The 26035-nt window shown below is 60.7% G+C and carries 26 protein-coding genes; 3 read left to right on the forward strand and 23 right to left on the reverse strand.

Translation table 11 applies throughout. The features are described from left to right. Positions 1-193 precede the first annotated feature (193 nt). From AC1MDT_RS23925 to AC1MDT_RS24020, 20 genes are all read right to left on the reverse strand, one after another. Entirely contained in the window at positions 194-1420 is a 1227-nt protein-coding gene (locus AC1MDT_RS23925) for a beta-ketoacyl-ACP synthase (protein WP_480419240.1), read from the reverse strand. Next, on the reverse strand, positions 1420-2148 hold the full coding sequence (gene fabG, locus AC1MDT_RS23930; protein ID WP_480419241.1) for a 3-oxoacyl-ACP reductase FabG: 729 nt from the start codon (positions 2146-2148) through the stop codon (positions 1420-1422). The genes AC1MDT_RS23925 and fabG overlap by 1 nt, the downstream gene beginning before the upstream one ends. Continuing rightward, positions 2145-2606 (reverse strand): hotdog family protein, encoded by a 462-nt coding sequence (locus AC1MDT_RS23935; protein WP_480419242.1) that lies wholly within the window; start codon positions 2604-2606, stop codon positions 2145-2147. The genes fabG and AC1MDT_RS23935 overlap by 4 nt, the downstream gene beginning before the upstream one ends. Next, the gene (locus tag AC1MDT_RS23940) at positions 2603-3799 is read right to left on the reverse strand and encodes a beta-ketoacyl-[acyl-carrier-protein] synthase family protein (RefSeq protein WP_480419243.1); all 1197 of its coding nucleotides are present in this window, start codon (positions 3797-3799) and stop codon (positions 2603-2605) included. Before AC1MDT_RS23940 ends, AC1MDT_RS23935 begins: the two co-directional genes overlap by 4 nt. Further along, positions 3796-4398, reverse strand: coding sequence for a hypothetical protein (locus AC1MDT_RS23945; RefSeq protein WP_480419244.1), 603 nt, complete (start codon positions 4396-4398; stop codon positions 3796-3798). The genes AC1MDT_RS23940 and AC1MDT_RS23945 overlap by 4 nt, the downstream gene beginning before the upstream one ends. Further along, entirely contained in the window at positions 4398-5123 is a 726-nt protein-coding gene (locus AC1MDT_RS23950) for a class I SAM-dependent methyltransferase (RefSeq protein ID WP_480419245.1), read from the reverse strand. The genes AC1MDT_RS23945 and AC1MDT_RS23950 overlap by 1 nt, the downstream gene beginning before the upstream one ends. Beyond that, positions 5120-6367: an NAD(P)/FAD-dependent oxidoreductase gene (locus AC1MDT_RS23955; RefSeq protein WP_480419246.1), complete on the reverse strand. Its 1248-nt coding sequence runs from the start codon at positions 6365-6367 to the stop codon at positions 5120-5122. The genes AC1MDT_RS23950 and AC1MDT_RS23955 overlap by 4 nt, the downstream gene beginning before the upstream one ends. After that, entirely contained in the window at positions 6354-7514 is a 1161-nt protein-coding gene (locus AC1MDT_RS23960) for a cation:proton antiporter (protein ID WP_480419247.1), read from the reverse strand. The genes AC1MDT_RS23955 and AC1MDT_RS23960 overlap by 14 nt, the downstream gene beginning before the upstream one ends. After that, on the reverse strand, positions 7511-9850 hold the full coding sequence (locus tag AC1MDT_RS23965) for an MMPL family transporter (protein WP_480419248.1): 2340 nt from the start codon (positions 9848-9850) through the stop codon (positions 7511-7513). The genes AC1MDT_RS23960 and AC1MDT_RS23965 overlap by 4 nt, the downstream gene beginning before the upstream one ends. Then, on the reverse strand, positions 9834-10400 hold the full coding sequence (locus tag AC1MDT_RS23970; protein WP_480422862.1) for an outer membrane lipoprotein carrier protein LolA: 567 nt from the start codon (positions 10398-10400) through the stop codon (positions 9834-9836). The genes AC1MDT_RS23965 and AC1MDT_RS23970 overlap by 17 nt, the downstream gene beginning before the upstream one ends. A 155-nt stretch (positions 10401-10555) precedes the next feature. Further along, positions 10556-10981, reverse strand: a complete 426-nt coding sequence (locus AC1MDT_RS23975; protein ID WP_480419249.1) for an acyl-CoA thioesterase — start codon at positions 10979-10981, stop codon at positions 10556-10558. Continuing rightward, positions 10974-12518: an HAL/PAL/TAL family ammonia-lyase gene (locus AC1MDT_RS23980; RefSeq protein WP_480419250.1), complete on the reverse strand. Its 1545-nt coding sequence runs from the start codon at positions 12516-12518 to the stop codon at positions 10974-10976. The genes AC1MDT_RS23975 and AC1MDT_RS23980 overlap by 8 nt, the downstream gene beginning before the upstream one ends. Beyond that, on the reverse strand, positions 12499-13446 hold the full coding sequence (locus AC1MDT_RS23985) for an LpxL/LpxP family acyltransferase (protein WP_480419251.1): 948 nt from the start codon (positions 13444-13446) through the stop codon (positions 12499-12501). The genes AC1MDT_RS23980 and AC1MDT_RS23985 overlap by 20 nt, the downstream gene beginning before the upstream one ends. Continuing rightward, positions 13443-14177: a glycosyltransferase family 2 protein gene (locus AC1MDT_RS23990; RefSeq protein WP_480419252.1), complete on the reverse strand. Its 735-nt coding sequence runs from the start codon at positions 14175-14177 to the stop codon at positions 13443-13445. Before AC1MDT_RS23990 ends, AC1MDT_RS23985 begins: the two co-directional genes overlap by 4 nt. A gap of 131 nt (positions 14178-14308) precedes the next feature. After that, entirely contained in the window at positions 14309-15991 is a 1683-nt protein-coding gene (locus AC1MDT_RS23995; RefSeq protein ID WP_480419253.1) for an ApeI family dehydratase, read from the reverse strand. Further along, the gene (locus AC1MDT_RS24000; RefSeq protein ID WP_480419254.1) at positions 15988-16533 is read right to left on the reverse strand and encodes a COG4648 family protein; all 546 of its coding nucleotides are present in this window, start codon (positions 16531-16533) and stop codon (positions 15988-15990) included. The genes AC1MDT_RS23995 and AC1MDT_RS24000 overlap by 4 nt, the downstream gene beginning before the upstream one ends. Next, positions 16530-16784 (reverse strand): acyl carrier protein, encoded by a 255-nt coding sequence (locus AC1MDT_RS24005; protein WP_008025124.1) that lies wholly within the window; start codon positions 16782-16784, stop codon positions 16530-16532. The genes AC1MDT_RS24000 and AC1MDT_RS24005 overlap by 4 nt, the downstream gene beginning before the upstream one ends. A 9-nt stretch (positions 16785-16793) precedes the next feature. Beyond that, positions 16794-17054, reverse strand: coding sequence for a phosphopantetheine-binding protein (locus AC1MDT_RS24010; RefSeq protein ID WP_480419255.1), 261 nt, complete (start codon positions 17052-17054; stop codon positions 16794-16796). Next, positions 17035-17844 carry a lysophospholipid acyltransferase family protein gene (locus AC1MDT_RS24015; protein ID WP_480419256.1) on the reverse strand — a complete coding sequence of 270 codons (810 nt, stop codon included), beginning with the start codon at positions 17842-17844 and terminating at the stop codon, positions 17035-17037. Before AC1MDT_RS24015 ends, AC1MDT_RS24010 begins: the two co-directional genes overlap by 20 nt. After that, positions 17820-18545 (reverse strand): beta-ketoacyl synthase chain length factor, encoded by a 726-nt coding sequence (locus tag AC1MDT_RS24020; RefSeq protein ID WP_480419257.1) that lies wholly within the window; start codon positions 18543-18545, stop codon positions 17820-17822. The genes AC1MDT_RS24015 and AC1MDT_RS24020 overlap by 25 nt, the downstream gene beginning before the upstream one ends. A gap of 354 nt (positions 18546-18899) precedes the next feature. Here AC1MDT_RS24020 and AC1MDT_RS24025 point away from each other — a divergent pair, with 354 nt between their 5' ends. After that, a complete protein-coding gene (locus tag AC1MDT_RS24025; RefSeq protein ID WP_480419258.1) occupies positions 18900-19670 on the forward strand; it encodes a ParA family protein in 771 nt (256 codons plus the stop codon). A 144-nt stretch (positions 19671-19814) separates the two neighbouring features. On the opposite strand, the gene trxC is transcribed toward AC1MDT_RS24025, so the two are convergent. Beyond that, a complete protein-coding gene (gene trxC, locus AC1MDT_RS24030) occupies positions 19815-20249 on the reverse strand; it encodes a thioredoxin TrxC (RefSeq protein ID WP_480419259.1) in 435 nt (144 codons plus the stop codon). A gap of 269 nt (positions 20250-20518) precedes the next feature. On the opposite strand from trxC, the gene mazE reads away from it, so the two are divergent. Continuing rightward, positions 20519-20788, forward strand: coding sequence for a type II toxin-antitoxin system antitoxin MazE (gene mazE, locus AC1MDT_RS24035; RefSeq protein ID WP_480419260.1), 270 nt, complete (start codon positions 20519-20521; stop codon positions 20786-20788). Then, positions 20788-21150 carry a type II toxin-antitoxin system toxin MazF gene (gene mazF, locus AC1MDT_RS24040; protein WP_201115216.1) on the forward strand — a complete coding sequence of 121 codons (363 nt, stop codon included), beginning with the start codon at positions 20788-20790 and terminating at the stop codon, positions 21148-21150. The genes mazE and mazF overlap by 1 nt, the downstream gene beginning before the upstream one ends. A gap of 6 nt (positions 21151-21156) precedes the next feature. On the opposite strand, the gene selO is transcribed toward mazF, so the two are convergent. Next, positions 21157-22620, reverse strand: coding sequence for a protein adenylyltransferase SelO (gene selO, locus AC1MDT_RS24045; protein ID WP_480419261.1), 1464 nt, complete (start codon positions 22618-22620; stop codon positions 21157-21159). A gap of 48 nt (positions 22621-22668) precedes the next feature. Beyond that, positions 22669-26019: a mechanosensitive channel MscK gene (gene mscK / locus AC1MDT_RS24050; protein WP_480419262.1), complete on the reverse strand. Its 3351-nt coding sequence runs from the start codon at positions 26017-26019 to the stop codon at positions 22669-22671. Positions 26020-26035: the final 16 nt, after the last annotated feature.

Below are 26035 nucleotides of genomic sequence, written 5' to 3' on the forward strand. Positions count from 1 at the left end.
TAAGTGGCACTATCATTGAAGTGAAAGGGATGCTTGTTTTAATGCTTGCGTCCCTGACGCAATCAAGTTCTTCCATTATTACAGTGCGTTTCGGAAGTGACGGTCTCCGTTATCCGTTGTGTCATTTCTTTGCTGGGGGCATAAAAAATCGTCCGAACGCGGCCCGAGCCTTCGGACGATCTTTTGATTTTACTTATGCCCAGCGCTTGAAAATCAGCGACGTATTCACCCCGCCAAACGCAAAATTGTTGTTCATCACGTACCGATTACTCATCTGCCGAAACTCGCCGCGAAGGTAATCAAGTTTGCCGCATTGCGGATCGACGTCGTCGAGGTTGAAGGTGTGGGCGTACAGGTCGCGGTTCATCATTTCGATGCTGAACCAGGATTCGAGTGCGCCGCAGGCGCCGAGGGTGTGGCCGAGGAAGCTCTTCTGCGAGCTGATCGGCATGTGCTCGCCGAACAGGCTGTTGGTGGCCAGGGTTTCGGCGATGTCGCCTTGTTCGGTCGCGGTGCCGTGACCGTTCACGTAGCCGATGTCCGAAGGCTGCAGGCCGGCGTCTTCCAGGGCCAGTTCCATGGCTCGGCGCATGGTGACCAGCTCTGGGCGAGTGGCGTGCTGGCCATCGGCGTTGCTGCCGAAACCGACGAGTTCGGCATGGATGTGGGCGCCGCGAGCCAGGGCGTGTTCCAGCTCTTCCAGCACCAGCATGCCGCCGCCTTCGCCGATCACCAGGCCGTCGCGTCCTTTGTCATACGGGCGCGGGCTGGTCTGCGGGGCGTCGTTTTTCAGGCTGGTGGCATAGAGCGCGTCGAAGACCATGGCTTCGGTGGGGCACAGCTCTTCGGCGCCGCCGGCGAGCATCAGGGGCAGGCGGCCGAACTTGATCGACTCGTAGGCGTAGCCGATGCCCTGGCTGCCGCTGGTGCAGGCGCTGGAGGTCGGGATCAGCCGGCCGGTAAGGCCGAAGAAGATGCTGATGTTCGCCGCCGTGGTGTGCGGCATCATGCGCACGTAGGAGTTGGCGTTCAGGCCTTCGGCCACCGAGTTGAGCAGCATTTTGCCGAACGCCTTGATCTCGTCGGTGCTGCCGGTGGAGGAGCCGCACGAGACGCCCATGCGCCCGTCCTTGATCGACTCGTCGCCCAGCAGTCCGGCATCGGCCAGCGCCTGCTCAGCCGCGCCGACCGCCAGGCGCGATACGCGGCCCATGCTGCGCAGTTGCTTGCGGGTCCAGTGGCTCGGCACCTTGAAGTCATCGATGGGCCCCGCCAGACGGGTGTTGAGTTCAGTAAAACGATCCCACTCGTCCATCCGGCGAATGCCGCTGCGGTTGGCCGCGAAGTTGCCGGCGATGGTCTCCCAATCGCTGCCCAGTGAAGTGATGCCGGCCATGCCGGTGACGACGACGCGCTTCATCAGCACAGGCCTCCATTGACGGCCAGAACCTGCCGGGTGATGTACGAGGCTTCCGCCGACATCAGGAAATTCACCGCGCCGGCCACCTCTTCAGGGGTGCCCATGCGTTGTGCGGGGATCATTTTCATCAGTTCTTCCACCGGCACGTTTTCATCGAGCATGGCGGTGTCGATCAAGCCGGGTGCGACACAGTTAACGGTGATTTTGCGCTTGCCCAGTTCGATCGCCAACGCTTTCGCTGCGCCGATCAGACCGGCCTTGGAGGCGCTGTAGTTGACCTGGCCACGGTTGCCGATCAACCCCGAAACCGAGGTGATACACACAATTCGCCCGGCCGCGCGACGACGGATCATTGGCATCATCACCGGGTGCAGCACGTTGTAGAAACCGTCGAGGTTGGTGCGCATCACCACGTCCCAATCATCTTCGCTCAGCGCCGGAAAAGCACCGTCGCGCGTCAGGCCGGCGTTCAACACCACGCCGTAATAGGCGCCGTGGGCTTCTACGTCGGCTTCGAGAATGGCTTTGCAACTGGCGCGGTCGGACACGTCGAATTGCAGGATGCGCGCATGGCGACCCAAGGCTTCCACCTCGGCCTTCACTGCGACAGCGTCCGGCAGACCGCTGCGGCAATGCAGCACGATGTCATGCCCGGCCTGCGCCAGTCGTAACGCAATAGCGCGGCCAATGCCACGGCTGGAACCGGTGACCAGTACGGATTCAGTCATGACTGGACTCCTGGGGATTCATGAAGATATTGAGCGGCCTGAGGCGGACGAAACACGTTCAGACGGGCGGTGGCGTGAATGCCGGGGGCGTTGATGTGGCATTCGAACACGCCCATGCCGTTGTCGTCTTCCAATGAGCGAATCCCGTGGATCGTCAACTCGGTGCCGGCGGGGAAATGCTCGACGTTGCATTCGAATTTACGGGTGCCAAGCAGGAAGCCCAGCGCCACCGCATCGCCGCGCTGGCGCGCGTGACAGCCAGCGTATGCCGCCACACTCTGGGCCATCAGTTCGATGCCGACCCAGGCCGGCAGGCTGCCGTCGGGGAGGCTGAACAGGCCGTCGGGCCTGACGGTGAGGCGGGTGTAAATCTGCTCGTCATCGAACGACAGGATCTGCTCGATGAAGATCATGTCGCCAGCGTGGGGCAGCAGTTCGGCGAGCGGCCAGTCAATCATGGTGCGTCTCCGATTATCAGGCTGACGTTGTTGCCACCGAAGGCAAAGGAATTGCTCATCAGATAGCGAGGTGCAATGGACGTCAGGCGATCGGTCGGGGTCACCCATTTCAGAGGTGGCAACTCGGGGTCGCGCTGACCGTCCCAGACGTGCGGGGGCAACTGATGCCCGCGGTTGTCCTGGCTCAGGCTCAACCAGCAGAACGCCGCTTCCAGCGCGCCGGCAGCGCCGAGGGTGTGCCCGGTCATGGGTTTGGTCGACGAACACGGCACGCCTTCAGGAAACACTGCAGCGACGGCCAGGCTTTCCATGGCGTCGTTGTGTTGGGTGGCGGTGCCGTGGAGGTTCAGGTAGCCGATTTGATCAGGTTGCAGGCTCGCGCGGGCCAGGGCTTTTTGCATGGCTTGTCGAGCGCCGCGGCCGCTCGGTTCCGGTGCGGAAATGTGGTGTGCATCGGAGCTGGCACCACTGCCCAACAGGGCAATCGGCGGCTTGTCGCCAGCGCTTTTGCTCATCAGGAACAGCACCGCGGCTTCGCCAATGTTGATCCCGTTACGGTTCACCGAGAACGGATTGCAGCGCTGCTCGCTCACCGCTTCCAGAGCCGAGAAGCCATTGAGCGTCAGCTTGCACAGGCTGTCGACACCACCGCACAGCACCGCATCGCACACGCCGAGGTCCAGCAGTCGCTGGGCACTCATCAATGCTCGGGCGCTGGAGGTGCAGGCTGTGGAAATCACGTAGGCCGGGCCGCTCAATTGCAGCCAATCGGCGAGGAAATTTGCCGGTGCGCCGAGCTCCTGTTGCTGATAGTTGTACTCGGCAGGGAATTCATGCTCACGGATGTAATGGGCCAACCCACGACTGGCTTCTTCAATGCCCGAGGTGCTGGTGCCCAGGACGATACCGATGCGGCCACGACCGTAGGTCTGGATCGCCTGGTCGATGTCTTCGCGAATTTGCAGCGCGGCTTCCAGCAACAATTGGTTATTACGGCTGGCTTGCTCAATCAGTTCGGCTGGAATCGGCGGCAACGCACCTTGCACAGCCGCCACCGGCAACGCTCGCTCCGCGACCCAGCCGGACTCGCTGCGCATGCCGGAGCAGTCGCCGGCAAACAGGTTGCGGGCGACTTCGTGCTTGCCGCTCCCCAGGGCGCAGATCACCCCGAGGGCATTCAGATAGGCGGTCATGGTGCCTCCCCGCTCAGGGGCGTGACTTGATACTTCGGACCTTTTGGCAGGTTCAATTCAAAGCTCAAGGGTTGTGAATAACGGACATCCCAGCGTGTTGGAAGGGCTCTTTGTGCGCCATGTTGCCAGGCGGCGGGGTAGTTGCCCGACAGTTCATCCTTAGGCGTCAACGCAAACAGCAGCGCCGCGAACAGCTCCCGGGCTTCCGGATTGGGCGGCAGCAGGCCGTCGGCTTGCCACTGCCCATCGACCAGCTTCTGGCGGGCCTGAGGAATGCCCAGCAGGTCCATCATCGACCAGCGAATGCCAGGGCCTTCACGCTGGATCACCAGCACCCAGTCAAGACGTTGATCTGCTTGCAAGCGCTGAATGTGCAATTGCAGCGGCAACGACAGGTTTGGGGTGTGCTCGGGCAGCGGAGGCTGACTGGCGCAAGCACTCAGCAGCAGGACGCAACCCGCCAACAAAAAACGCAGTACCACCGCACACCCTGTAGGAGCGAGCTTGCTCGCGATGGACGTCAACGATAATGCGCGCTGTCTGAATAAACCCGTGGCCCAGACTTTCTTCGCGAGCAAGCTCGCTCCTACATTGAACATCACACAACACCTTCCAGGGGTTTGCGCGCAACCACGTTGACCAGGGTTTCTTCCCGTTGGCCAACGGGTTTTGGCTGGCGCAGACCCAAGCGTTCGAGCAGGCCGAAATCCTTGGCACGGCTCCACCATAAATACGGATAAGACACGTTGTGCGGACCAAATTCGAAACCCTGCAGACGAATCATCGCCAGATAGCCGTCAGCGCTCTTCTGCACCTGCATCGGGTGGCGGAACAGCCAGCGAATCACCCACGTATCAATGTAAGCCTCAGTGGATTCGGCGAACAGCAAATAACCGCCCGGCTTGAGCACGCGGTAGAACTCGGCCAGTGCCTGTTCCTGCTCCACCAGGTGGTGGAAGGTCTGGTGACAGAACAGCAGATCGACGCTGGAATCCGGCACGGCAAGCGTTGCGCAGTCGCTGCCGATCAGCTCCACGTCCATGCCCTGACGCATGGCTTCTTCGCTGCTGAGGGACAGGCTGTGCGGGTCGGCATCCACGCCGATCAACCGCTGCGGCGCAAAGGTCTGGCGCAGGTGCTGGAACGACTTGCCTTGCCCGCAACCGGCATCCAAAAGCACCGCATCGCGGGGCAGCGGCTCGCTGAACAGGCTGCGTAAATCGTTGATCGCGACCCGCAGCACACGGTGCTGCCAGGTATGGCTGCGCAGGAACCACAAACCGAAGCGGGTTTCTTCGACGTAGGTGTCGCTCAAGTAGCTCATGTGACATCCCTGGCACAGAGCTCTGACAGCATCCGCAGCCGGCGTTTCGGTTCGGCGACGAACGGATTGCGTTCGTCCCAGGCATAACCGGCCAGGATCGAGCAGATCATTCGACGAATATCCGGTGAGCCGCCCTCATGGTAAATCACATCCTGGAACGTCCCGGTGTACCAGCCTTCGACGTAACAACGGAACGTGTCGACGCCGCGCTTGAGCGGCTCGGCAAACTCGGTCTGCCAGTCGACGCTTTCGCCCTGTAACTGACGGTGTAGAACCGCAGCGGCCATGCTCGCCGAGCGCATGGCGATGGTCACACCAGAGGAGAACACCGGATCGAGGAATTCCGCCGCGTTGCCCAGCAACGCAAACCCCGGACCATGCAGGGTTTTGACGTTGGCCGAATAGCCGCCGATGGTGCGCGCCGGCGTATCCCAAACCGCATTGTTCAGCACCTTGGACAGGCTTGGCGTCTCGGCAATGAAACCGCGCAGGCAGTCATCCAGGTTTTCAGCACGACCTTCGAAGTGCTCGGCGGCTGCAACCACGCCTACCGAGCAGCGGCCATTGCTGAACGGGATGGTCCAGAACCAGACATCGCGCTGGGTCGGGTGGGTGGTGATGAGGATCTTTTCCCGTTCGAACGACGGGCTGTCGATATGGTCTTCGATGTGAGTGAACACCGCCTGCCGCACCGGGAAATTCGACGGTGAATCAAGGTCCAGCAGGCGGGGCAACACACGGCCATAACCGCTGGCATCGAGCATGAAGTCAGCTTCGATGCGGTATTCGCTGCCGTCCTCACGGCGCACGCCGAGCTGCGGTTTTACCCGGTCGACGTCAACGCTGACAATCGCTTCGCCGTAGCGAACTTCCACGCCCTGCAGGGCGGCCTGATCGGCCAGCAGTTTGTCGAAATCAGCGCGCTGAACCTGAAAAGTGGTCGGCTTGCCATTGCTGAAGGTGTCACCGAAATCGAAGGCGCTGTACTGCTCGCCCCACGCGAATGCCGCACCGGTTTTCAACTGGAAACCGGCCGCATTCACGGCCTCAAGCATGCCGGCTTCTTCGACGAAATCCAGGCAATGCGACAACAGGCTTTCGCCGATGGAAAACCGAGGAAAATGTTGACGCTCGATCATCAGCACATCGTGACCTTTGCGCTTGAGCAGCGCCGCGGCGATGGCCCCCGAGGGGCCCGCGCCGATGACCACCACCTGACGACGTTCCAATTCAACTGTTGGCATGGGGGCTCCTTGCCGGGACGGCGATGTTCATGGGGGTTCGGTGCATGCCGGCGAGTGCCGGCAGCAGTGTGGCGATCAGGCCCATCAGCATCAGCGCAAAATACAGCGCCGGGCTGATGAGCTGTTGTTGCAGCAGCAGGTTGAGAAAGACGATCTCACTCAAGCCACGGATGTTCAGCAGGATACTTTCCCGCCAGCGACTGGCCCCTTCAAACGAAGCGCCGGCCCAGCCGAGGCCCAGCCAGTTGCCCAGCAGTTTGCTGGCAATCGGCAACAGCAGCAGTGCCGCCAGTTGTGCCCAGCCGAGGCTGTCCATGGCGCTGTGAACGTTGATTTGCACGATGCCGAACGTGAGGATCAGCGGGATCGCGATGTACGTCTGTAAGCGAATCATCCACCGCACCGGCAACGGCAGTACCAGCGGCACCTTGAGCGCGGCCATGCACATCAGATAGCCAATACCGAAAATCAGCGCATTGAGCTTGAAGTGTTCAGCGACCACCAACAGTGCGAAAAAACCACCGGTGTGCAGCAGCGGTTGGCGCAAACCCAGCAGGCGCAGCAGCAACGGCAGGCAAGCCCCCGCCAGCGGCAGCAACAGACTGCTCAGGTGCAAGCTGCCCTGTGCGATGGCGAACAGAGTCCAGCAGGTGAGGTCGATGAGAATGGCGGTCTGCACCAGTCGCCGGGTGGCGGCTGGCGGGTAGTTGATGTGCTGCAGGTACAAATACAACACCGGAATCGCGGTAATGGCGAACAGCAGACCGACCGCCAGCGAGCTGATCCACGGCTGCGCCGGCAACAGCCACACCGCCGTCGCCAGCCCGCAGGCGAACGGAATGCAAAAACTCGGCAACGCGATTTTTACGCTTTGACGGTCGAGTCGCAGGTCGATGACGTCGCTGAGAATGTTCCCCAGCAGCAAGGCAAAACTCAGGCTGTAGAAGTTTTTCAACCAGACCGGTGAGATCAGTTCGGCGCCACTCAGTTGCCAGCCCGGCTCGATCCAGAAGTACATCAACAGCGGCAAGCCGACGGTCGCCAACAGCAACTGGCTGACGATCGAGATCAAGCCAACGTGGCGACCGACGTGCGTGGCAACGGCGAACAACGCCAGGGCCATCACCCAGAACAGGACGACCGTCATGCTGCCGACTCCGCAACAGTTGCCGGATGGACGTGACGACCGGCCCACGGCGCCAGCATGAAACTGAACGCCAGACCGAGGCTCACCGATAAGCCGAAGTTGCTCACCGCCGGCGTACTCGACACCGCCAGCAATCCAAACGACAGCCACGTGGTCAGTGCCGCCAGCAAGGTGCCCAGCAGGCTCACGGCAGCGCCGCCGACCTGTTCGCGCATGAGGATCGCGTAGTCGACGCTGATCGCCGTCACCAGCAGCAGGCCGAACAGGCTGAACAGTGTCAGCGGCTGACCGAGCCAGCCGAGACTGGCGAGGCTGCAGAGGGCGGCGAGCAATGGCAGTGCAACAATTCGCAGCGCGCCGCCGAGGCCGAATGGCAGGATCAGCACCAGCACGATCAACACGCAGGAGGCGAGTTTCAATTCTGCGGCGCTGATCTGCGTCGCGGCGAAAACACTGTTCAACTCACCGAGACGATCCACCAACTGCACGCCCGGCAGGTCCAGTGCCTGAGCTTGCAACAGTGCGGGGTTGTTCAGGCCTTGCAGGCTGACCATCGCGGCCACGCCGTCTTCGGTGGGCCCCAGCCACAACGTGCGATAGGGTTCCGCCAATGGACCGGCCAGCGCCGAATCGATGTCTTCGGTGGGCAGCGCCTGCAACTTCGTCAACTCCGCTTGCAGCGCTGCAACCGGCACGCCGACGTCAAGCAGGGGTTGCCAGAATAGCGGTAGCTTGTTCAGCGCTTCGCGCACTTGTCGTTGTTCGCTCGGCTGGCTGACCAGTTGATTCAGCGAGAGATAGCCCTGGAGTTTGTTCAGGTTGATTAACTGATCGAGGCGCTCGTTCAACGCGGTTTGGCGGTCCAGCAATTGCTGCTGATTGCTCGCGCGCACCAGGAAAAATTGACTGGTGGGTTGATAGCCGGTGATGCGCGCAATGGTCTGGGCCTCGTCGGTCAACTGCTGCGGTGTACCGATCCACTGGCGGATGTCGTTTTTGCTGTCGAGCTGTAGCAGGCCGCCGACACAGAAAGCGATCAGCAGTGCGAGCAAAATCGGGGTTCTCACGTATTTGAGCAGCGTTTCACGCAGGTTCACCAACAACGCGCAGACGCGCAGCATCCACTGCGCGGGACGTAAATCTGTGCCCTTGAGCAACGCCGGCAGCAGGCATACGGCGGACAAGTAGGCGCCGACCAGGCCGGCGGCGGAGAACACGGCAATCTGGGTCAGCGCCGGAAACGGTGTCCATGCCAGTGCCAGATAGCCTATGCAACTGGTGATCAGGCTTAGCGTCAGGCCCGGCAACGTCAGGCGCAATGCCGGCCAGCTGTGCCAGGGTTTCAGGCTCCAGCTCTTGGACAGGTAATGCAGCGGGTAATCGACCGCGACGCCGATCAGGCTGGAGCCGAGCACCAGCGTCATCACATGCATATGGCCGAACATCGCCACGCAGGTCACTGCACCAAACAGCATGCCTACCAGCACCGGGACGAAGGCCAGCAACACCCGAAAACGCCGGAAGGCCAGCAGCAACAGCAGCAGAATCCCCAGCGTGGCGCCACCACCGACCCAGGTGATTTCGCGCGTGGCTTGCTTTTGCCCGTTGGCCGCATAGAGCAAGCCGCTGGCAGCGAGCACTTGTACATTCGCCTGGGCGGCTTCTTCACGGCTGTGTTTGAGCAACTCGGCCACTTGCAGCGGCAGGTTCATGTCAAAGGCGTTGCCGGTCGTGCGTGCCCGCAGCAGCACCCAACGCTTGCCGTCGGCATCGGCAATCAGCGCGCCGCTGCCGATGTCCAGTTGCACCGAGCCGTGTTGCGGCTGGCTGTTCTGGATACGCCCGGTCAGGCCCAGCCAGTCATCCTGGCTCGGCACCAGACTGAAGCCGGTGAACGGGTCGAACAGGGCTTGCACGCGCTGCTGGATAAACGCGTCGGGATGCTCGATCAGTTGCTGCCGGTCCGCCGCCGAGAGCATCGCCAGGCGGCCTTGGAGCAATTGCGTGCGCAGCGCCGGCAAGTCCGCTTGCAGGGTCCACTGGACCTTTTCGAACAAGCCGCTGGCCTGCCATTGCTCGCCCAGTTTCTGCGCCATGGTGATGGCTTGCTGGCGATCGGCGTGGCCGACCAGCACCAGCATTTCGCGGTTCAACGGTTCCTGCATGCGTTGTTCGGAGCGCAGTTCCAAGGCGTCCGGTGCGGTGCCGGGCACCAGTTCCATCAGGTTGGCCGACAGCGGTGCGCCGTTACGCCATTGCCAACCGGCGAGCGCGAGCACCGCCAGCAACAGGAGTAGAAACAGCCGCGGAAGACTCCGTTCACTCGGCAAAGTCATGTTGCTCCGGGTCGCTCAATGGTCGGGCACTGGTGCTGTCCTGCATGCGCAACAGGGTGCTGTCACCCTGGGTTTCCAGCAGTTCGATGGTTTGCACCAACTCGCCGCCAGCGATATTGATTTGATTGAACACCTGTTTGAGCAGCATTGAGCGAGGAACCAGGGTCAGCTTCCAGTTCTGGGCGTCGCCGCTCAGCGACAGTTCGAAGTCACGTTGCAGGCCGCTGCTATCGCCTTGCAGCACGGCCAGGAACAAGCGGTTCTGCTCGGCGCCGGCGCTCTTGCCGGGCAGCATCTGCCAACCATTGGCATCACGTCGCGCGATGCCTTTGTCGCTGATGCGGTAGTCCTGTTGCAGCGGGGTTTTCAGCAACCACAGCAGGCCATGATTTTTAGCGAGGACGAACGTGCCCGTGCTGGTCAACGGCTGGGGCAGGGAACGCAGGTGTTTTTCCTGAACGAAATTGCCATGGATCACGTCGGGTTTGGCCAGTTGATCGCTGAGCTGTTGCAGATCGAATGCCTGCGCCAGCGACGTGCAGCCAAACATCAATACCAGCGCCGCCACGAACCTGTAGCAGCTGGCGAAGCCTGCGTCGGCGGGCCTGCGTTTCTTCTGATGTACCGTATGTGCAGGTTTTGCGACGGCTTCGCCGCCGAACGCAGCCTCGCGGGCTCGGCAGCTGCTACAGGCTATTCGGACATTCATGCGAGCACCCTTTCAACAGCGTCAGTGAAGACCTTCGGCGAGGCCAGTTGCATTTCGCGGCTGCTCATGTCGACGGCGACTTGCACCGAGCTGGCGCGGGTCAGGCGTTCGCCGGTCTCCAGATCGCTGATCAGGTAACTGATTTTCAGACGATTCTCCCATTCCACCAGATTCGCTCGAACGTTCAGCTTCTGGCCGAACACCGCACCGCGTACATAGCGCAGTTGCAGGTCGATCACCGGCCAGGCGTAACCCGACTCGACCATCGCGTTGTAGTTGTGGCCGATCTTGTCCAGCAAGGCGCAGCGAGCGACTTCCAGGTATTTGATGTAATGGCCGTGCCAGACGACGTTCATGGTGTCGACGTCGAAGAACGGCACGAGGATTTCCGTATCGGTATGAAGCACTCCCTTGCTACGCATGCAGCCTCCAGTGTTGTTCGGCGATACGTTTCAGGCACAAGCGCAATTCGCCTTCCAGCGCGCGGTCTTCGATGACCGGCGGGAAGTCCTTGGCCAGTTCTTCATGCATGGCGGCGAGGGCCGGTGGCAACGGGCGTGCATCTTCGGCCTTGCTGCGCAGCCACACGCCTTGGTTGGCGGCGAGCAACGTGGCGGCGGCGACTTGTTCGGTCAGCTCCAGCACGCGAATCGCATCGCGGGCGGCGATGGTGCCCATGCTCACTTTGTCCTGGTTGTGGCATTCGGTGGAGCGCGAGAACACGCTGGCCGGCATGGTGTTTTTCAGCGCTTCGGCGGTCCAGGCGCTGGTGCCGATCTGCACGGCCTTGAAGCCATGGTTGAGCATCGCGCGATCAGCGGTGGCGCCGGACAAGTTGCTCGGCAAACCATGGTTGTAACGCTCGTCCACCAGGAGCGCGAGTTGGCGGTCCAGCAGGTCAGCGACGTTGGCCACCAGGTTTTTCAGGCTGTCCATGGCAAACGCGATGTGGCCGCCATAAAAGTGTCCGCCGTGCAGGACGCGTTCGGCTTCGGCGTCGATGATCGGGTTGTCATTGGCGCTGTTCAGCTCGATCTCGATGAACGAGCGCAGCCAGTTCAGGCTGTCGGCCAAAACCCCGAGGACGTGCGGCGCGCAACGCAGGGAATAGCGGTCTTGCAGGCGATGCAGCGGCGCGGTCGGTGCGTCGATCGCCAGGTCCTTGCGCAGCCACGCGGCGACTTGCATCTGCCCCGGATGCGGTTTTGCGGCAAACAGGCGCTCGTCGAAGTGTTCCGGATTGCCTTGCAGCGCGACCACGTTCAGCGCGGTGATGCGGGTGGCCAGTTGCAGCAGGTAATCGGCGCGGGCATAGGCCAGGCAGGCGAGGCCGGTCATGACGGCGGTGCCGTTCATCAGCGCCAGGGCTTCTTTGGGGCGCAGCACCAACGGCTGCCAACCGAGCTCACGGTGCACGTCGGCGGCCTGTCGGCGTTCGCCGCGGAACATCACTTCGCGCTCGCCGGACAGGGTCGCGGCCACATAGGACAGCGGCGTCAGGTCACCGCTGGCACCCACCGAACCTTCTTCCGGGATCAGCGGCAGGATGTCGTGTTCGAGAAAGGCTTGCAGGCGTTCCAGCAGTTCTATGCGAACCCCGGAAACGCCGTGGCACAGCGACTGCAAACGCGCCGCGAGTACTGCGCGGGTGGCTTGTGCATCGAGCAGTTTGCCCAGCCCGCAGCCGTGGAACGTGTACAGATGACGGGGCAGGGCCTCGACGTGATGCAACGGCACCGCGACCACGCAGGAGTCGCCATACCCGGTGGTCACGCCATAAATCACGCCTTCCTTGTCCAATAGGGAGTCGAGGAATCGCGCGCCCTTGGCAATGCGCTCGCGGTACGCGGGGTCGCTCTGCAGCTGCGTCGGCACCTGACGGTTGGCCAGGGCCAGCACGTCTTCAATGCGCAAAGGGAGTTCGCCGAAGGTTACCGGCTCAAGCGTTGGCGTCGTCATCGGTCTTCCAGAAAGGGTAAAAGTTGAACCATTGTTGAGGTGCTTCGAGGCAATAGTGACCCAAGCGTTCGGCGTAGCGCGAAGCCCACTGATGAATGACCTGCTCGCGGTCACTGCGCTTCCACACCACGGCCTCGGTGAACGGTTCGAGGGTCAGTCGATAATCGCCTGTCGGCTTCTTCAAGCACAGCAGCAGATTGACCTTGCACTTCAGCAAACCGGCCAGTAGCCACGGCCCTTGCGGGAACGCGGCTTGATGGCCGAGGAAGTCTACGGTTACGCTGCGCCCGCCATGCAGCGGTACGCGGTCACCGGCAATCGCCAGCCACTCGCCGCGCTCCAGGCGCTCATGCAGTTGCAGCATGATCAGCGGGTCCAGCTCGCTGACCTGAATCAGCCGCAGATTGGTCGCCCCGGCTTCGCCCAGCAAGCGGTTGAACTGTTCGGCGTGCTTGGTGTGCACCAGCACATTCATCGTCACCTTTTCGCCAATCTCTGCCAGCGCGCGGCAGACTTCGAGATTGCCCAAATGTGCACCCACCAACATCTGCCCACGCGTGCCGCGCAGCTGATTGCGCAGTAAGGCCGGGTCGATGATTTCGATCTGCTCGATGCTCAACTTGCCGTTCCACACGTCGAGCTTATCGAGCATGGAGTCGGCAAAGGCCATGAACTGACCGAACACCCGCCAGTGGGTCGGGCGCAAGTCGCTGCGACCGCTCCAGTCCGCGAGGCGCTGCTGGTATTGCCAGGCGCTGTGGCGGGCGCTGCGACCGAACAGGAAAAAGTACAGGACGATGCCGTACAACAGCGGGCTCAACAGCCTGCGACCGAGTACTTTGGCGCCGAATGCGGTGAGTTTCATCAGCCAGAAACTGCCGCGCTCCTGGCGGTCGGCCCAGTGTTCCTTGTCGGCGTCGATGCTCATGCTCGCCACCGCCGCCAGAGAATCACCGGGGCCCGCAGCAACATGCCGAAGAACAAACGGGTGTGCATGCTCGAAATCAGTACGTTGTCGCGGAACATCCGGAAATGTGAAACGCCATCCAGTGGGTAGTGGACCTTGACGGGCAGCCACTGCATCGGCAGGTTGCGCCAGGCCAGTCGCACCAGAATGTCCGAGTCGAAGTCCATGCGTTTACCGATCCTGGCCGAGTCGATCAGCGCCAGGGTCGGGGGCAATGGATAGATGCGGAAGCCGCACATGGAATCGCGAATCTGCAATGAAAGCGTGTTGATCCAGACCATGACGTGCGTCAGATAGCGGGCGTACAAACGACCTTTCGGCACACTGGCGTCGTATTGCGGATAGCCGCAAATCACTGCTCGCGGATGGGTACGTGATCGTTCAATGAAGGTCACGACGTCATGCAGGTCGTGCTGGCCGTCGGCGTCCACCTGCAAGGCATGGCTGAAGCCCAGGCGCGAGGCTTCGCGAAAGCCGGTCATGACCGCGCTGCCCTTGCCCTGGTTGGCAGTGAGCCGGATCAAGTTAACCATTTCGCGTTGGGCCAGATCGTCGAGCACTTTTGCGCAGGCCGGGCTGCTGGCATCGTCCACCAGAATGCACGGCAGGCCATTCGCAATCAGCGCCTCGACCACGGTGGTGATCGCGGTTTCGTGGTTGTAGACGGGGACTATGGCGCAGGGGTTATGCATGTTTGGTTTCACCTGAAGGACCGAGGTGTTTGCTTCGCGAGCAGGCTCGCTCCCACAGGGGAGTGGTGTTTGACGCAGATCCGGTGTGGGAGCGAGCCTGCTCGCGATTGAGTGCGAAGCACTCACCAAGGTTACGCATCGCCCGCCACCCCCAGCAAAACCCGCCCACTGGAGCAGGTGGCGATTTCATTGCGATAGGTGAAATACAGCTTGCCGCGTACCGGGTCGAAGCGCAGGTGCAACTGGATTTCATCGCCCGGGCGCACCAATTGCTGGAATTTCAACACTTCCATGCCGGCGAATTTCTCGGGCAGGTCCATTAATTGCTGGCCGAGGTTCAGCGCCCACTCCACCTGTACCACACCGGGCAATACCGGCGCCTTGGGGAAGTGGCCGCTGAAGTAGGCGAGGTCTGGCGGCACCGCCAGTTGCAAGCTCCACTCGCCGTCGACTTCGACCTGTTCCAGCACTTGCGGTGCCTTGGGACGGGGCGCCAGAAGCAGCGCATCAACGTCGGCCTGGGGCAACTTGCCCTGAGGCGTCAGCGGCAATTGCCGCAGCAGGCGCCAGCGTCGTGGCAGCGCCAGGGTTTCGCAATGCTGGGTCAGATGTTGACGCAACACTTGCGTAAGGGTGGATCGACCCTGATTGCGCAAGGCATGCAAACCCGCCTCGCTCAGCACCAGCAACGCCCCCAGTGAAGCGCGGTTTTCCTGAACCACCCCGAGACGCGCTTCAGCGACCCAGTCGTGGTCCATCAGCGCCTTTTCCAGCATCGGTAATGAAATACGTTTCTCTTCCAGTTTGACGATCCGATCCAGTCGTCCGAGCAGTTCGAAACGGCCGTTTTCGGCTATCCGCGCAGCGTCGGCGGTGTGTTCGATATGGCCAGGCGGCAAGTACGGCGACGCGATGAGTAGTGCGCCATCGCTGTCCTGGCTCAATTTGATACCCGCAAAGGGCTGCCAGAGTTCGTGGCCCTGACGCCAGGCAATGCCACCGGTTTCCGAGCTGCCGAGAATTTCCGTCGGCCATTGTTGCAGTCGTTCGCGCAAGCTTTGTGCAGCCTCGACCGGCAACGCGCCACCCGATGAAAACACCCGGCGTACCACGCTCAAGGCCGGCCAGTCGAGGTTGTCGCCCATACGTTTAAGTAGCGCCGGGCTGGCAACCCAGGCAAACGCCGGATGTTCGCGGCTGGCACGCTGCAAGTCTTCCGGGAAGGCCAGTTGCTTGCGCACAAACGTGCGCCCGGCACACAGCGGCCACAGCACCCGAAACAGCAGGCCGTAGATGTGCTGGGTGGCGACACTGCCAATCATGCACGCCGGGCCCAGATCAGCGCCCCAAAGTTGTTCCAATGCGTCGACTTCATTGGCCAGTTGGTGCAACGTTTTCTCGATTCGCTTGGGCTCGCCGCTGGAGCCGGAAGTGCACAGGCTCAACGAGCAGCGATCCAGATCGAGTGCCGCGCCGGAGAGTGGCGGATGTCGGTAGTCGCTCAGGTGAGCGTCGTCAGCCTGATCAGTCAGCCACAGGTCGACATCGCTTGACCAACGCTGGCGAGTCTGGGGTTGCAGGTCGGCGGGCAACAGCACGCTCACCCCCGCGCGCCAGGCGCCCAACAGGGCAATCGCGAGATCGGCGGCATCGTCGAGGTGCACGGCGATGCGCTGCACCCCTTGGGCTTGCAGGCCGGCAGCCAGGCTCAAGGCCTGCTCGTAGAGCTGCGCGTGATTCAGCGCCGGTTCGGCCGTCACGGCGCGTTCCGGTTGAGCCTTGAGCAACAATTGCTCAAGTTTTATCCAATTCATGGGTGGCCTCGTACCCTTTGTCGTATGAGCCATTCAATGGCAAACATCAGGCCGATCAATCCATAGGAGATCAGGCCGGTGTACAACATCCACCAACTCAGCGGCGCCCAAAGGGTCAGGGCGGCGGCGCATAAGCCGTTGCATAGAAAAAACACACTCCAGGCAATCGTGACCTGGCGGGTATAGCGAATGGCTTTGGCCGGCAAATGGGGTTCACGCAGACGAGCCAGGCGTTCGACCATCGGCGGGCCGTATTTCAGGCTCAACCCGAACAGCACCAGCATGAAGCCGCTGATCAGCACCGGATACCAGCGCAGCAGAGCCGGGCTGTCGAACACTGCAAGCAACAGGCAAAACACGATGGCGACGACGGCCATCCACCGGCTCCCTGGTCGCCGCACACCCGTCAGCGCGCGCGCCAGCCACAGACTGCCCAGCAGCAGGCCGAACTGCCACGGCGCGAAATGCTCCATGCCGAAATACACCGCAAAGGGGTACAGCAGGCCCGCCAGCAGCAGGCCAAGGCCAATCAGTCGGCTCATGCGGCCGGTTGAACCAGACGGTAGACCGCCTCGACCACGTCGCTGACAGTACGCACCGATTTGAATTCTTCGGCAGCGATTTTCTTGCCGGTCTGGCGTTTGATGTGATCGATCAGGTCGACCGCGTCGATGCTGTCGATTTCCAGGTCTTGATACAGGTTGGAGTCAAGGCTGACACGCTCGGGATCCAGCTCGAAGAGTTCCACCAGAGCATCGCGCAGGGTGTTGAAAATGTCGTCACGAGTTTGCATGGTCCGGTCTCAAGCTGCCTGTTTTGCAGTGACGAACGCCGCAAGGCTCGCCACGTTTTTGAAGTGATCACGGGTGTCCTTGGCGTCGGCGTCGATTTTGATGCCGTACTTTTTCTGGATCGCCAGACCAAGTTCCAGCGCGTCTACCGAGTCCAGGCCCAAGCCTTCACCGAACAGCGTCTGGTCATCGCCGATATCGTCGGCGTTGATGTCTTCAAGACCCAGGGCCTCGATGATTAACATTTTTATTTCACGGTGCAGTTCGCTCATCTTCGGCGAGCTCCTTAATAAAGTAGTGATGCAAATAATCGTTGAGCTTGCGTGAGGCTTGCGGAGCAGGGCCTTGCGTGGCGAATGTCTGTGGATCTATATCGGCCCCGACACGGAAACTGAAGTGCACGCGACGTTTTGGGATCCGATACCAGGGTTCGGCCTTGGTCAATGTGGTGGGACTGACCTTGATAATGACCGGGGTAAGGATTTTCGCACCCCGCAGGGCGATCGACGCTGCCCCCCGATGAAAGGACGGCGCCTTGCCTGGGGCGGTGCGAGTCCCTTCGGGAAAGATGATCAAGGTCTGACCGCTTTTCAGCGCGTCGGCCGCATCGTCGAGCATGTCCATGCTGCCGTCGTTGCTGATGTATTCGGTGCAGTGAAGCGGGCCACGGGTAAAGGGGTTCTCCCAGAGGCTTTTCTTGACCACGCAATTGGCATGGCGTACCAGGCCGATCAGGAAAACCACATCAATCAGCGACGGGTGATTGGCGATGATCATCTGACCCGGTCGACCGAGGTTTTCCGCGCCCTGAATGTCGTAGGTCAGCACCCCGGTACGCGCCATGAACCGGACAAAAAACCAGAACAGACGAGCAACCGTATGTCGCGCTCGCTGCCGATGCGTCTGGGCATTGCCCGGCAGACAGTTCAACAGCGGAAAAAACACCAGGCGCAGGCCCAGGCAGCCCAACCCGAACAGGGTGAAGCTTGCGGCGGTCGCCAGCAGGCGCCAGTAGTAGGCGTCGCGGTTTTTTTCAGTTACAGGTTGCGTTGCCAGGTCCATACGCGATTTTTCCAGGCATGTTGGCAGGTGGTCTGCTGGTCGAGCAGGGTACGCACTAGGTCCAGGGCATGGGGCCAGTGGGCGTTGGACAACTCATTCGGGGCGCTGTTCAGAGACAACTGCCAGTCGTTACCGGGGGTCAGCAGCAGGCCGACCGCGTAAGGGAATGGCACATCGTCGATCCAGGTCGAGTAGGCCTCGGGCGGCTGCTCTTCGGTGACCACCACCAGCACCGCGGGTGCGCCTTCCTCAAGTAGCGCGCAGGCCTCTAGCATGCCCTGTTCAAGGCCATCCCCAGCGGCGGCGAGTGCTGTCATTTCGCTGGTTTCACTGCGCATGATCGACCACAGGCCAATAATCGCATTGTGCACCGACAGGCTGAACTGGGTCGGCGATAACGGCTGATCGGTGGCCAAATCGCGGAGAATGTCGAAGGTACGCGGTGTTTCGCCGTGGCGGGAAATAAAGACCAACGGTAGGTCCTGGCGACCCTCGGCCAATGGCCAGCCAACACTGAACGCCATCCGGGCCAGGCGGCTGAGTCGCCGGCGCTGCATGGCCGGCAAAAACGAGACGTCCGGCGCTGCATCGCTGCTCGCAAGCACGACCGGTTGTCGGCTCCAGGCCTGCCAATCGTCCACGCTTTCGAGCCCCGGAGCCCACGCGCGCCATTGGGCGATGTTGAAGTTGATCACAGACATTCATCCCGCCCCTGCGGGGCTTTCTTGACGCGGTGAGTCCAAAGATAGCGACAGACCGTACGTGGCGCTAAACGCCGAGTGGCGCGCATTATCCCGGTGCGGCGGACCTGTAGCAAATGCTGGTTACATTTTGCTCAGTCAAATGTACCGGTTGGTTCGGCTGAAGCTGTCGGCTGGCCATTATCCACATTGTAATCGCCATGTCTGTCGGCGCTGTCAGTAATCAGACCATGAGTTTTCGGCTTTTTCATCCTGATAGAGCGACTGACTGTGTAGTCCCTTTGCCGACGAGGTAGCTAAGCGGGGCAGTGGACTACTACACTCGGTCATTCTTTGATACACGGAGGTTTTGACATGCGGCGCGTGGTGTTCAATCAAAAAGGTGGTGTAGGCAAATCCAGCATTGCCTGCAATCTGGCGGCGGTCAGCGCCAGCGAGGGTTATCGCACCCTGTTGGTGGATCTCGATGCCCAGGCCAACTCCACTCAGTACCTGACAGGTTTGACCGGTGATGACATTCCAATGGGCATCGCCGATTTCTTCAAGCAAATGCTGTCTTCCGGACCGTTCTCCAAAAAAAAACAGGTCGATATCTACGAAACCCCGTTCGACAACCTTCACGTGATTACGGCGACCGCCGAGCTGGCCGATTTGCAGCCCAAGCTTGAGGCTAAACACAAGATCAACAAGCTGCGCAAACTGCTCGATGAGTTGTCCGAAGACTACGACCGAATCTACCTCGACACCCCGCCAGCGCTGAACTTCTACGCAGTATCGGCGTTGATTGCAGCCGATCGTGTCCTGATTCCTTTTGATTGCGACAGTTTTTCCCGCCAGGCGCTTTACGGCCTGCTGGCGGAAATCGAAGAATTAAAGGAAGACCACAATGAAGGGCTGGAAGTTGAAGGCATCGTCGTCAACCAGTTCCAGAGCCGCGCCAGCCTGCCCCAGCAAATTCTCGACGAACTGATCGCCGAAGGCCTGCCGGTGCTGTCTGTGTATTTGGGCAGTTCAGTGCGGATGCGTGAGTCTCACCAGGCCAACACGCCGCTGATCCATCTGGACCCGCGGCATAAGCTGACTCAGCAATTCGTCGAGCTGCACAACCTCCTCGAAAACACCTGAAACCGGCAGACACTCTGATCCATTGTAGGAGCGAGCCTGCTCGCGAAGGACGTTAACGATAACGCGCTCTTGCTGAATAAACGTGTCGCTCTCAAGTCCTTCGTCGGAACGCCGCCCGGAGCAAACTCGCTCCTACAGGCAGATTCAAATCCCCTGGCTGCGCAACCAGCTCATCAACTGCGGCAACGGGAAGGCCCCGCTCTGGCGTGCCACTTCCCGGCCGTTCTTGAACAGGATCAGGCTCGGAATCGAGCGAATTCCCAGCTGCGCCGATAACTGCTGGTTCGCCTCGCTGTCCAGCTTGGCCAACCGGCACTTGCCCGCCAACTGCCCGGCTGCCTGCTCAAATACGGGGGCAAACGATTTGCACGGCCCGCACCACTGCGCCCACACATCCACCAGCAACGGCAGATCGCCCTTGATCTGACTGGCGTAATCGCCTTGCTTCAATTCGAACGGTTTGTTCAGCAAGACCTCGGCCTTGCAGCGACCGCATTTCGGATGGTCGTTGATACGCTCGGCGGGGATGCGGTTGAGGCCGTTGCAGTGGGGGCAGGGGATGAGGAGTGGGTCGGTCATGTTCGGGCTCTGATTGAAGGGCTGTCTATGGCATTGATCTGGAGTCGAAACAAATCTTTATCAAGTATTCAAAGGCCAATACTGGGTGACGGTCGTCGCAAACGCACACATTTCTCAAGCGTTCGATCCGGCGCCTATAGCTACGCTGGAGGTAACTTCAACAACTTTTGATTTTTATGAGGGGGTCGCTTTTGCTTTCAGCTGCGTGCTACTTTTGTTGCACTTGTCGAGAAGTCGATATCGATCAATTGTCGGATAGGAGTTATCCCATGTCCGTGACTTCCAAAATCCGCCGTCAAGGGGGGGCTGCGGTGATTACGCTCCCGCCTACCTTGCTCAAGCTCCTTCATTTGGAAGTGGGGGCACAGTTAGAACTGAATGTGGTCAATGGCGAGTTGATAGCCCGGCCCGTCATGCCCGCTCCTCACAAACGTTACAGCCTTGCGCAGTTACTTGAAGGATCCGAAGCAATGGTTGAACTGAACGCGCAGACAGCATCTGCACGTGAAGGCGACCCGGTTGGCCGGGAGTTGGGCTGATGGTTCGTCGGCAGGCCCCGCAGCGGGGCGATGTCTATTGGATTGATCCGAACCCGGTTGCGGGCCGAGAGATGATGAACCGGCATCGCTTCGTGGTGATAACCCCAAGGGAAATCAACGCCTTGGGCGTCAGTATGACCGTGCCTGTGACCAGTGGCGGGAGCTTCAGTCGAAACTCTGGACTGGCGGTTATCGTCTCTGGTCACGAAACGAACGGCATCGCCGTATGCAATCAGGTGCGCAGTTTTGACATTGAACAACGTGTCCATGATGGCTCGGCCAGGTTCATTGAGCGGCTGGATGACGTCACGATGGCTGACATCGTCGCTCGAGTCGTCAGTGCCATTGATCCTCTGGATTGACGAGCCTCACGACGAACAACTGATCTCCAGGTGCTTGCCCCACTCCGGCGGCCGCTCGGCATAACCCTCCATCCCCGGCTGTTCCTCGAACGGATTGCTCAGCACCGCGTGCAGTCGGCGAACTTCCGAATAGTCGCCACTTTCTGCGGCGTCGATAGCTTTCTGCGCCAGGTAGTTGCGCAGGATGTACAGCGGATTGACCGCGTGCATCCGTTTGCGGCGCTGCGCCTGATCAGCGTCGCCTTCGCGAGCGACCCGGGCGACATAGCGTTCGCCCCAGGCATCGAAGCCCTGGATGTCGACAAAGTCGTCACGCAATCGGGCGACGGCAAGGTCGGGTGATTCGTCGCCCAAGCGGCGGAAGAACAGGCTGTAGTCGACGCCGCTGTTCTGCATCAATTGCAGCAGCTGTTCCAGCAGTGTCTGGTCATCCTCTTCGGCGATAGTGAGACCGAGGCGGCGACGCATCAGGTCCAGGTAATGAGCCTGATACAGCGGCAGGTACAGGCCGAGGGTTTCGCGCAGGGCTTCGACGCTGATGAAGGGCGTCAGGGCCTGGGCCAGCGCGCTGAGGTTCCACTGGCCGATCGGCACCTGGTTGCTGAAGGAGTAGCGGCCCTGATCATCAGAGTGATTGCAGATGAAGTGGGCGTCGAAGTCGTCGAGGAAGGCGAACGGGCCGAAGTCGAAGGTGATGCCGAGGATCGACATGTTGTCGGTGTTCATGACGCCGTGGCAGAAGCCGTAAGCCTGCCATTTGGCGATCAGCTCGGCGTTGCGCTCGACGATTTCACGGAACATGGCCAGGTACGGTTCCGGCTGTTCCAGGCATTGCGGGAAATGCATCGCCAGCACGTGCTCGCCGAGTTCTTTCTGCTTCTCGGGTCGTTTGGTGTAGTAGAAATATTCGAAATGGCCAAAGCGCACATGGCTCGGCGCCAGGCGCAGGACCATGGCCGCGCGCTCCTGTTTCTCGCGCCAGACCGCCGTGTCGGAGCCGATCACGCACAGCGCGCGGGTGGTCGGGATGTTCAGGGCGTTCAGCGCTTCGGAAGCGAGAAACTCGCGGATTGAGGAGCGCAGTACAGCCCGTCCATCACCCATGCGCGAAAAAGGGGTCTGGCCGGCGCCCTTGAGGTGCAGGTCCCAATGCTCGCCTGCCTCGTTGTAGACCTCGCCCAGCAACAAGCCGCGCCCATCGCCGAGCTGCGGGTTGTAGGAACCGAACTGATGACCGGAATAAACCATTGCCCGAGGCACGGCGTCGGCCCAGAGTTTGTGGCCGCTGAACAACTCGGCGAATGCCGGAGTTTCGGCCTCGGCCGGGTCCAGGTCCAGCAATGCCATGGCGGCGGGGCTGGCCACCACCAGGCGCGGGTTGTCGATGGGCTCGGGTAGCACGTGGACAGAAAACGTATCGCCCAGGCGGGCAAAGCGATTATCGAAGATCAGTTCGTCGAGGGCTTTCACCGGCCATCTCCAGCAGAATGTCCGAGCATTCTGCTAGGGATAGGGCGGTTAGTCGAGCTTGGTGGCCGGCGGCTCTTGCAGCGGTTTGTCTTCTGCTGGCGGCACAATGGTTTTGGTTTCCGGCTCGACCGGCACCATCCTGTATTCCTGGCCGTGAAGGTTCTTGAGGTAGACCTCCATCTGCCGGAACGAGATGTTGATGTGCTGCTTCTTGAACTCACGGTTGATGAAGCGGTTGACCTCATCGAGCACCGGGTTGCGGTCCCCGAGGTCGCGCACGTGCATGCGCAACTCGTGGTCGAGCGTGCTTTCGCCGAAGTTCAGGAAGTACACATGAGGTTCCGGGTCTTTCAGCACGCGCGGGTTATCGCGGGCCGCTTTGAGCAGGAGCTCTTTCACCAGGTCCAGGTCTGAACCGTAATCGACGCCGAGCTTGAGGGTCACTCGGGTGATCGTGTCGGTCAGGGACCAGTTGATCAGTTGCCCGGTGATGAACGTCTTGTTCGGGACAATGATGTCCTTGCGGTCGAAGTCGGTAATGGTGGTGGCACGGATGCGGATCTTGCTGACCGTACCCGACAGGTTGCCGATGGTAATGGTGTCGCCAATCCGTACCGGGCGTTCGAACAGAATCATGATGCCGGAGATGAAGTTGGCGAAAATTTCCTGCATCCCGAAGCCGAGGCCGACCGAGAGCGCCGCGACCAGCCATTGCAACTTGTCCCAGCTCACGCCGAGGGTCGACAGGGTCGAGACAAAACCGACACCGGCAATCACGTAGGACAGCAACGTAGTAGCGGCGTAGGCGCTGCCCTGAGCCAGGTTCAGCTTCGACAACACCAACACTTCCAGCAGTCCCGGCAAGTTGCGCGCGAGGGCGAAGGTGATGCCGATGATGATCAGCGCGCCGAGCAGGTCGCGGAGACTGATCGGCACCATGCTCATGTTGGCGCCGGTGCCACTGGTGTATTCGTAGAGGGTGACGTTGTCCAGGTACGAGAACACTGAAATCAAGTCCGACCAGACCCAATACAGAGCAGCCATGAAACCGCCCAGCAGCGCCAGTCGGATCAGGCGCAACGACTGCTCGTTGACCTTCTCTATGTCCAGGGTCGGCTCTTCGATGACCGCTTCGCCATCACCGGCTTCTTTTGCCGCCTGGCGTTTGGTCAGGGCGCGCTGGTAGGCCAGGCGTCGGGCCGCAACGGAGAGGCCGCGCACGAAGGTCGCTTCGATGACCAGCCAGAACATCAGCAGGTACAGGGTGTTGATCAGCCGGTCGCTGAGCTTCAGCGCGGTGTAGTAGTAGCCGAAGCACACCGCCACGAACAACGCGACGGGCAGGATCGTGAACATGACGCCGACGGCTTTGCGGAACAGTGAAGCGTTTTCGTGACCCGGGCTACTGACGAGCAGGCGGCTGAGTAGCCAGGCCATCAAGGCGTAGCAGGTCAGTACGACGGGCATGCCCAAAATATCATCGGACAGCACCGCCGGTTGCAGTTCGGCAACCGCCACCACGGTGACCAAAGCCATGACCACTAAACCGAGCCGACGCACCCAGCCTTGAAGGAACTCGACCTGAGGCTTTTCCCAACGGAAGTGCAGTTCGGCCACGCCGCCCGGCGCTAGGATTCGGTAAGCGGTGTAGAACACCAGCCAGGCCTGGGCCATTTGCAGCAGCGCCGCGCCCATGTTGGCGTTCTGTCCGCGAGCGTCGATCTGCAAGGCCAGGCCGCACAACGCCAGGCCCAGCGAGACCGGCATGGCCAGCAGAATATTGATCAGAATCGCCTGCGGCGTGTGCAACTGGCTGTCGCGCTTGAAATGGCCGATGTCCTTGTGAACCTTGTTCAGTCGGGCATACAGGCTTTTTCGCCGCCACAACAGCGCGCCGATCAGCAGGACCAACGGCAGGAAAAACAGTGGCCGTTGAATCAGGCCATCGGTCAATTCGCTGAGGCTAGAGGCCCATGGCAGGGTAGTGACCTGACGTTGCAGGCGTTCCGGCGCGCCACGCATCCACTCAACGTCCAGTGGTTTGTTGCTGGGAATCCAGAACATCTGCTCATCGAGCGTAGCCCTGAGACTTTGCGCGGTGCTGAGCAATTGCTTTTGATTGAGTTGCAGGGTGATGGATTCATTGAGCACCGCGCTCAGTTCACGGTTCAGCCGCTCCAACAGGTCGACGCGGGTGGTGGCCAGCTCCAACAGGCTCTTGCGCAGCTGCGGGGTGACTTGCTCCGGTGGTTGGGTCGCCAGCAGATTGTCGACATAAGTTGACGGGCTGCTGAGCAGTTCTCGTTGTTGGCCGACTTCAAACTGGTACAAGCGAATGTCGGCGATTTGATCGGCCAGATTGCGGTCAAGTTTGATGTGCGGCAACAGCTGCTTCTGTTTGTAGAGAATCTTGGAGAGCAGCAGGCTGCCCCTGAGCACGTTTATCTGCTCGTCCAGGGCAGAATCGCTCTGGGTCACGCTGTCCAGCTGCTGCTTGGTCTGCAGGTTTTGTTGGGTGACGACGTTGAGGCGGTCCGTGCTTTTGAGCAGGTAGTCGGAAAGCTTCAGGTTGGCTGCGCTTTCGGTGGCCAGCAGGCTGCTGCCGCCGGCCTTTTGCGCTTCGATGGACTGCTGCGTCACGGTCTCTTGGGACTGAGCGAGGCGCTTCTGGTTGATCAGGTTTTGCAGTTCCTGAATCTCTTGATCCAGGCGGTCGGATTTCTCCGAAAGCAGGTCATGCTGGCTGTTGCCCAGGTCCTGCAATTGGCTGTTGCCGGCCAGTTCCTGGCGACGTAGCGGGATTAAGGCATTCAGCGCGGCAAGCTCGGCATTCAGTTGGTCGCGCTGCTCGCCGCTCAAGGTCTTGCCGTTGTCCTTGCCGGACTTGAGGATGTTGTTGATCTGCTGGATGCGGGTCTGACTGGTGGAAATTTCAGCCTGAGCGCGCTCGGGTCGAGTCTGGGCAGTAATCACCAGGCTATTGGCATCGCCCAACGCTTTCTGCAGATCACTTTGCTGGGTGGAGCGCTCGGTGAGCATTTGCTCCAGTTGCTGGATCGACAGGTTGGCGAAGCGTTGCTCCAAGGGCACCACTTTGGTGGCCTTGAGGCGCGTCAGCTCGCGCTGGTTTTCGATGTTTTGCTTGGGCGCGGTGGCCAGTTGCTGCTTGAGATCCGCCAGCTTCTGCTCGTAATCACGCGCGTTGTTGAGCTGGGTGAGCGTGTTTTGCAGGATGGCTTGCAGCGTTTTCTGATCGGCCTCCGGCAGCTTGCGTTCGGCGATCTTGTCCAGGCTCGCCTGCACGGCTTCGCTGGACGGCGGTTCGGCCGCTTGCAACGTACCGACGGAGAGGCTCAAGCCCAGCAGGGCCATGATGAAAAAGGTGCGCAGGGTTGGCATAGGGACCGATCGAAAA

Source organism: Pseudomonas sp. ASL7 (assembly GCF_056680375.1).

Coding starts and splice junctions, on each gene's coding strand:
- AC1MDT_RS23925 (WP_480419240.1), bottom strand. CDS start 1,420: ATGAAGCGCGTCGTCGTCACCGGCATGGCCGGCATCACTTCACTGGGC.
- fabG (WP_480419241.1), bottom strand. CDS start 2,148: ATGACTGAATCCGTACTGGTCACCGGTTCCAGCCGTGGCATTGGCCGC.
- AC1MDT_RS23935 (WP_480419242.1), bottom strand. CDS start 2,606: ATGATTGACTGGCCGCTCGCCGAACTGCTGCCCCACGCTGGCGACATG.
- AC1MDT_RS23940 (WP_480419243.1), bottom strand. CDS start 3,799: ATGACCGCCTATCTGAATGCCCTCGGGGTGATCTGCGCCCTGGGGAGC.
- AC1MDT_RS23945 (WP_480419244.1), bottom strand. CDS start 4,398: ATGTTCAATGTAGGAGCGAGCTTGCTCGCGAAGAAAGTCTGGGCCACG.
- AC1MDT_RS23950 (WP_480419245.1), bottom strand. CDS start 5,123: ATGAGCTACTTGAGCGACACCTACGTCGAAGAAACCCGCTTCGGTTTG.
- AC1MDT_RS23955 (WP_480419246.1), bottom strand. CDS start 6,367: ATGCCAACAGTTGAATTGGAACGTCGTCAGGTGGTGGTCATCGGCGCG.
- AC1MDT_RS23960 (WP_480419247.1), bottom strand. CDS start 7,514: ATGACGGTCGTCCTGTTCTGGGTGATGGCCCTGGCGTTGTTCGCCGTT.
- AC1MDT_RS23965 (WP_480419248.1), bottom strand. CDS start 9,850: ATGACTTTGCCGAGTGAACGGAGTCTTCCGCGGCTGTTTCTACTCCTG.
- AC1MDT_RS23970 (WP_480422862.1), bottom strand. CDS start 10,400: ATGTTTGGCTGCACGTCGCTGGCGCAGGCATTCGATCTGCAACAGCTC.
- AC1MDT_RS23975 (WP_480419249.1), bottom strand. CDS start 10,981: ATGCGTAGCAAGGGAGTGCTTCATACCGATACGGAAATCCTCGTGCCG.
- AC1MDT_RS23980 (WP_480419250.1), bottom strand. CDS start 12,518: ATGACGACGCCAACGCTTGAGCCGGTAACCTTCGGCGAACTCCCTTTG.
- AC1MDT_RS23985 (WP_480419251.1), bottom strand. CDS start 13,446: ATGAGCATCGACGCCGACAAGGAACACTGGGCCGACCGCCAGGAGCGC.
- AC1MDT_RS23990 (WP_480419252.1), bottom strand. CDS start 14,177: ATGCATAACCCCTGCGCCATAGTCCCCGTCTACAACCACGAAACCGCG.
- AC1MDT_RS23995 (WP_480419253.1), bottom strand. CDS start 15,991: ATGAATTGGATAAAACTTGAGCAATTGTTGCTCAAGGCTCAACCGGAA.
- AC1MDT_RS24000 (WP_480419254.1), bottom strand. CDS start 16,533: ATGAGCCGACTGATTGGCCTTGGCCTGCTGCTGGCGGGCCTGCTGTAC.
- AC1MDT_RS24005 (WP_008025124.1), bottom strand. CDS start 16,784: ATGCAAACTCGTGACGACATTTTCAACACCCTGCGCGATGCTCTGGTG.
- AC1MDT_RS24010 (WP_480419255.1), bottom strand. CDS start 17,054: ATGAGCGAACTGCACCGTGAAATAAAAATGTTAATCATCGAGGCCCTG.
- AC1MDT_RS24015 (WP_480419256.1), bottom strand. CDS start 17,844: ATGGACCTGGCAACGCAACCTGTAACTGAAAAAAACCGCGACGCCTAC.
- AC1MDT_RS24020 (WP_480419257.1), bottom strand. CDS start 18,545: ATGTCTGTGATCAACTTCAACATCGCCCAATGGCGCGCGTGGGCTCCG.
- AC1MDT_RS24025 (WP_480419258.1), top strand. CDS start 18,900: ATGCGGCGCGTGGTGTTCAATCAAAAAGGTGGTGTAGGCAAATCCAGC.
- trxC (WP_480419259.1), bottom strand. CDS start 20,249: ATGACCGACCCACTCCTCATCCCCTGCCCCCACTGCAACGGCCTCAAC.
- mazE (WP_480419260.1), top strand. CDS start 20,519: ATGTCCGTGACTTCCAAAATCCGCCGTCAAGGGGGGGCTGCGGTGATT.
- mazF (WP_201115216.1), top strand. CDS start 20,788: ATGGTTCGTCGGCAGGCCCCGCAGCGGGGCGATGTCTATTGGATTGAT.
- mscK (WP_480419262.1), bottom strand. CDS start 26,019: ATGCCAACCCTGCGCACCTTTTTCATCATGGCCCTGCTGGGCTTGAGC.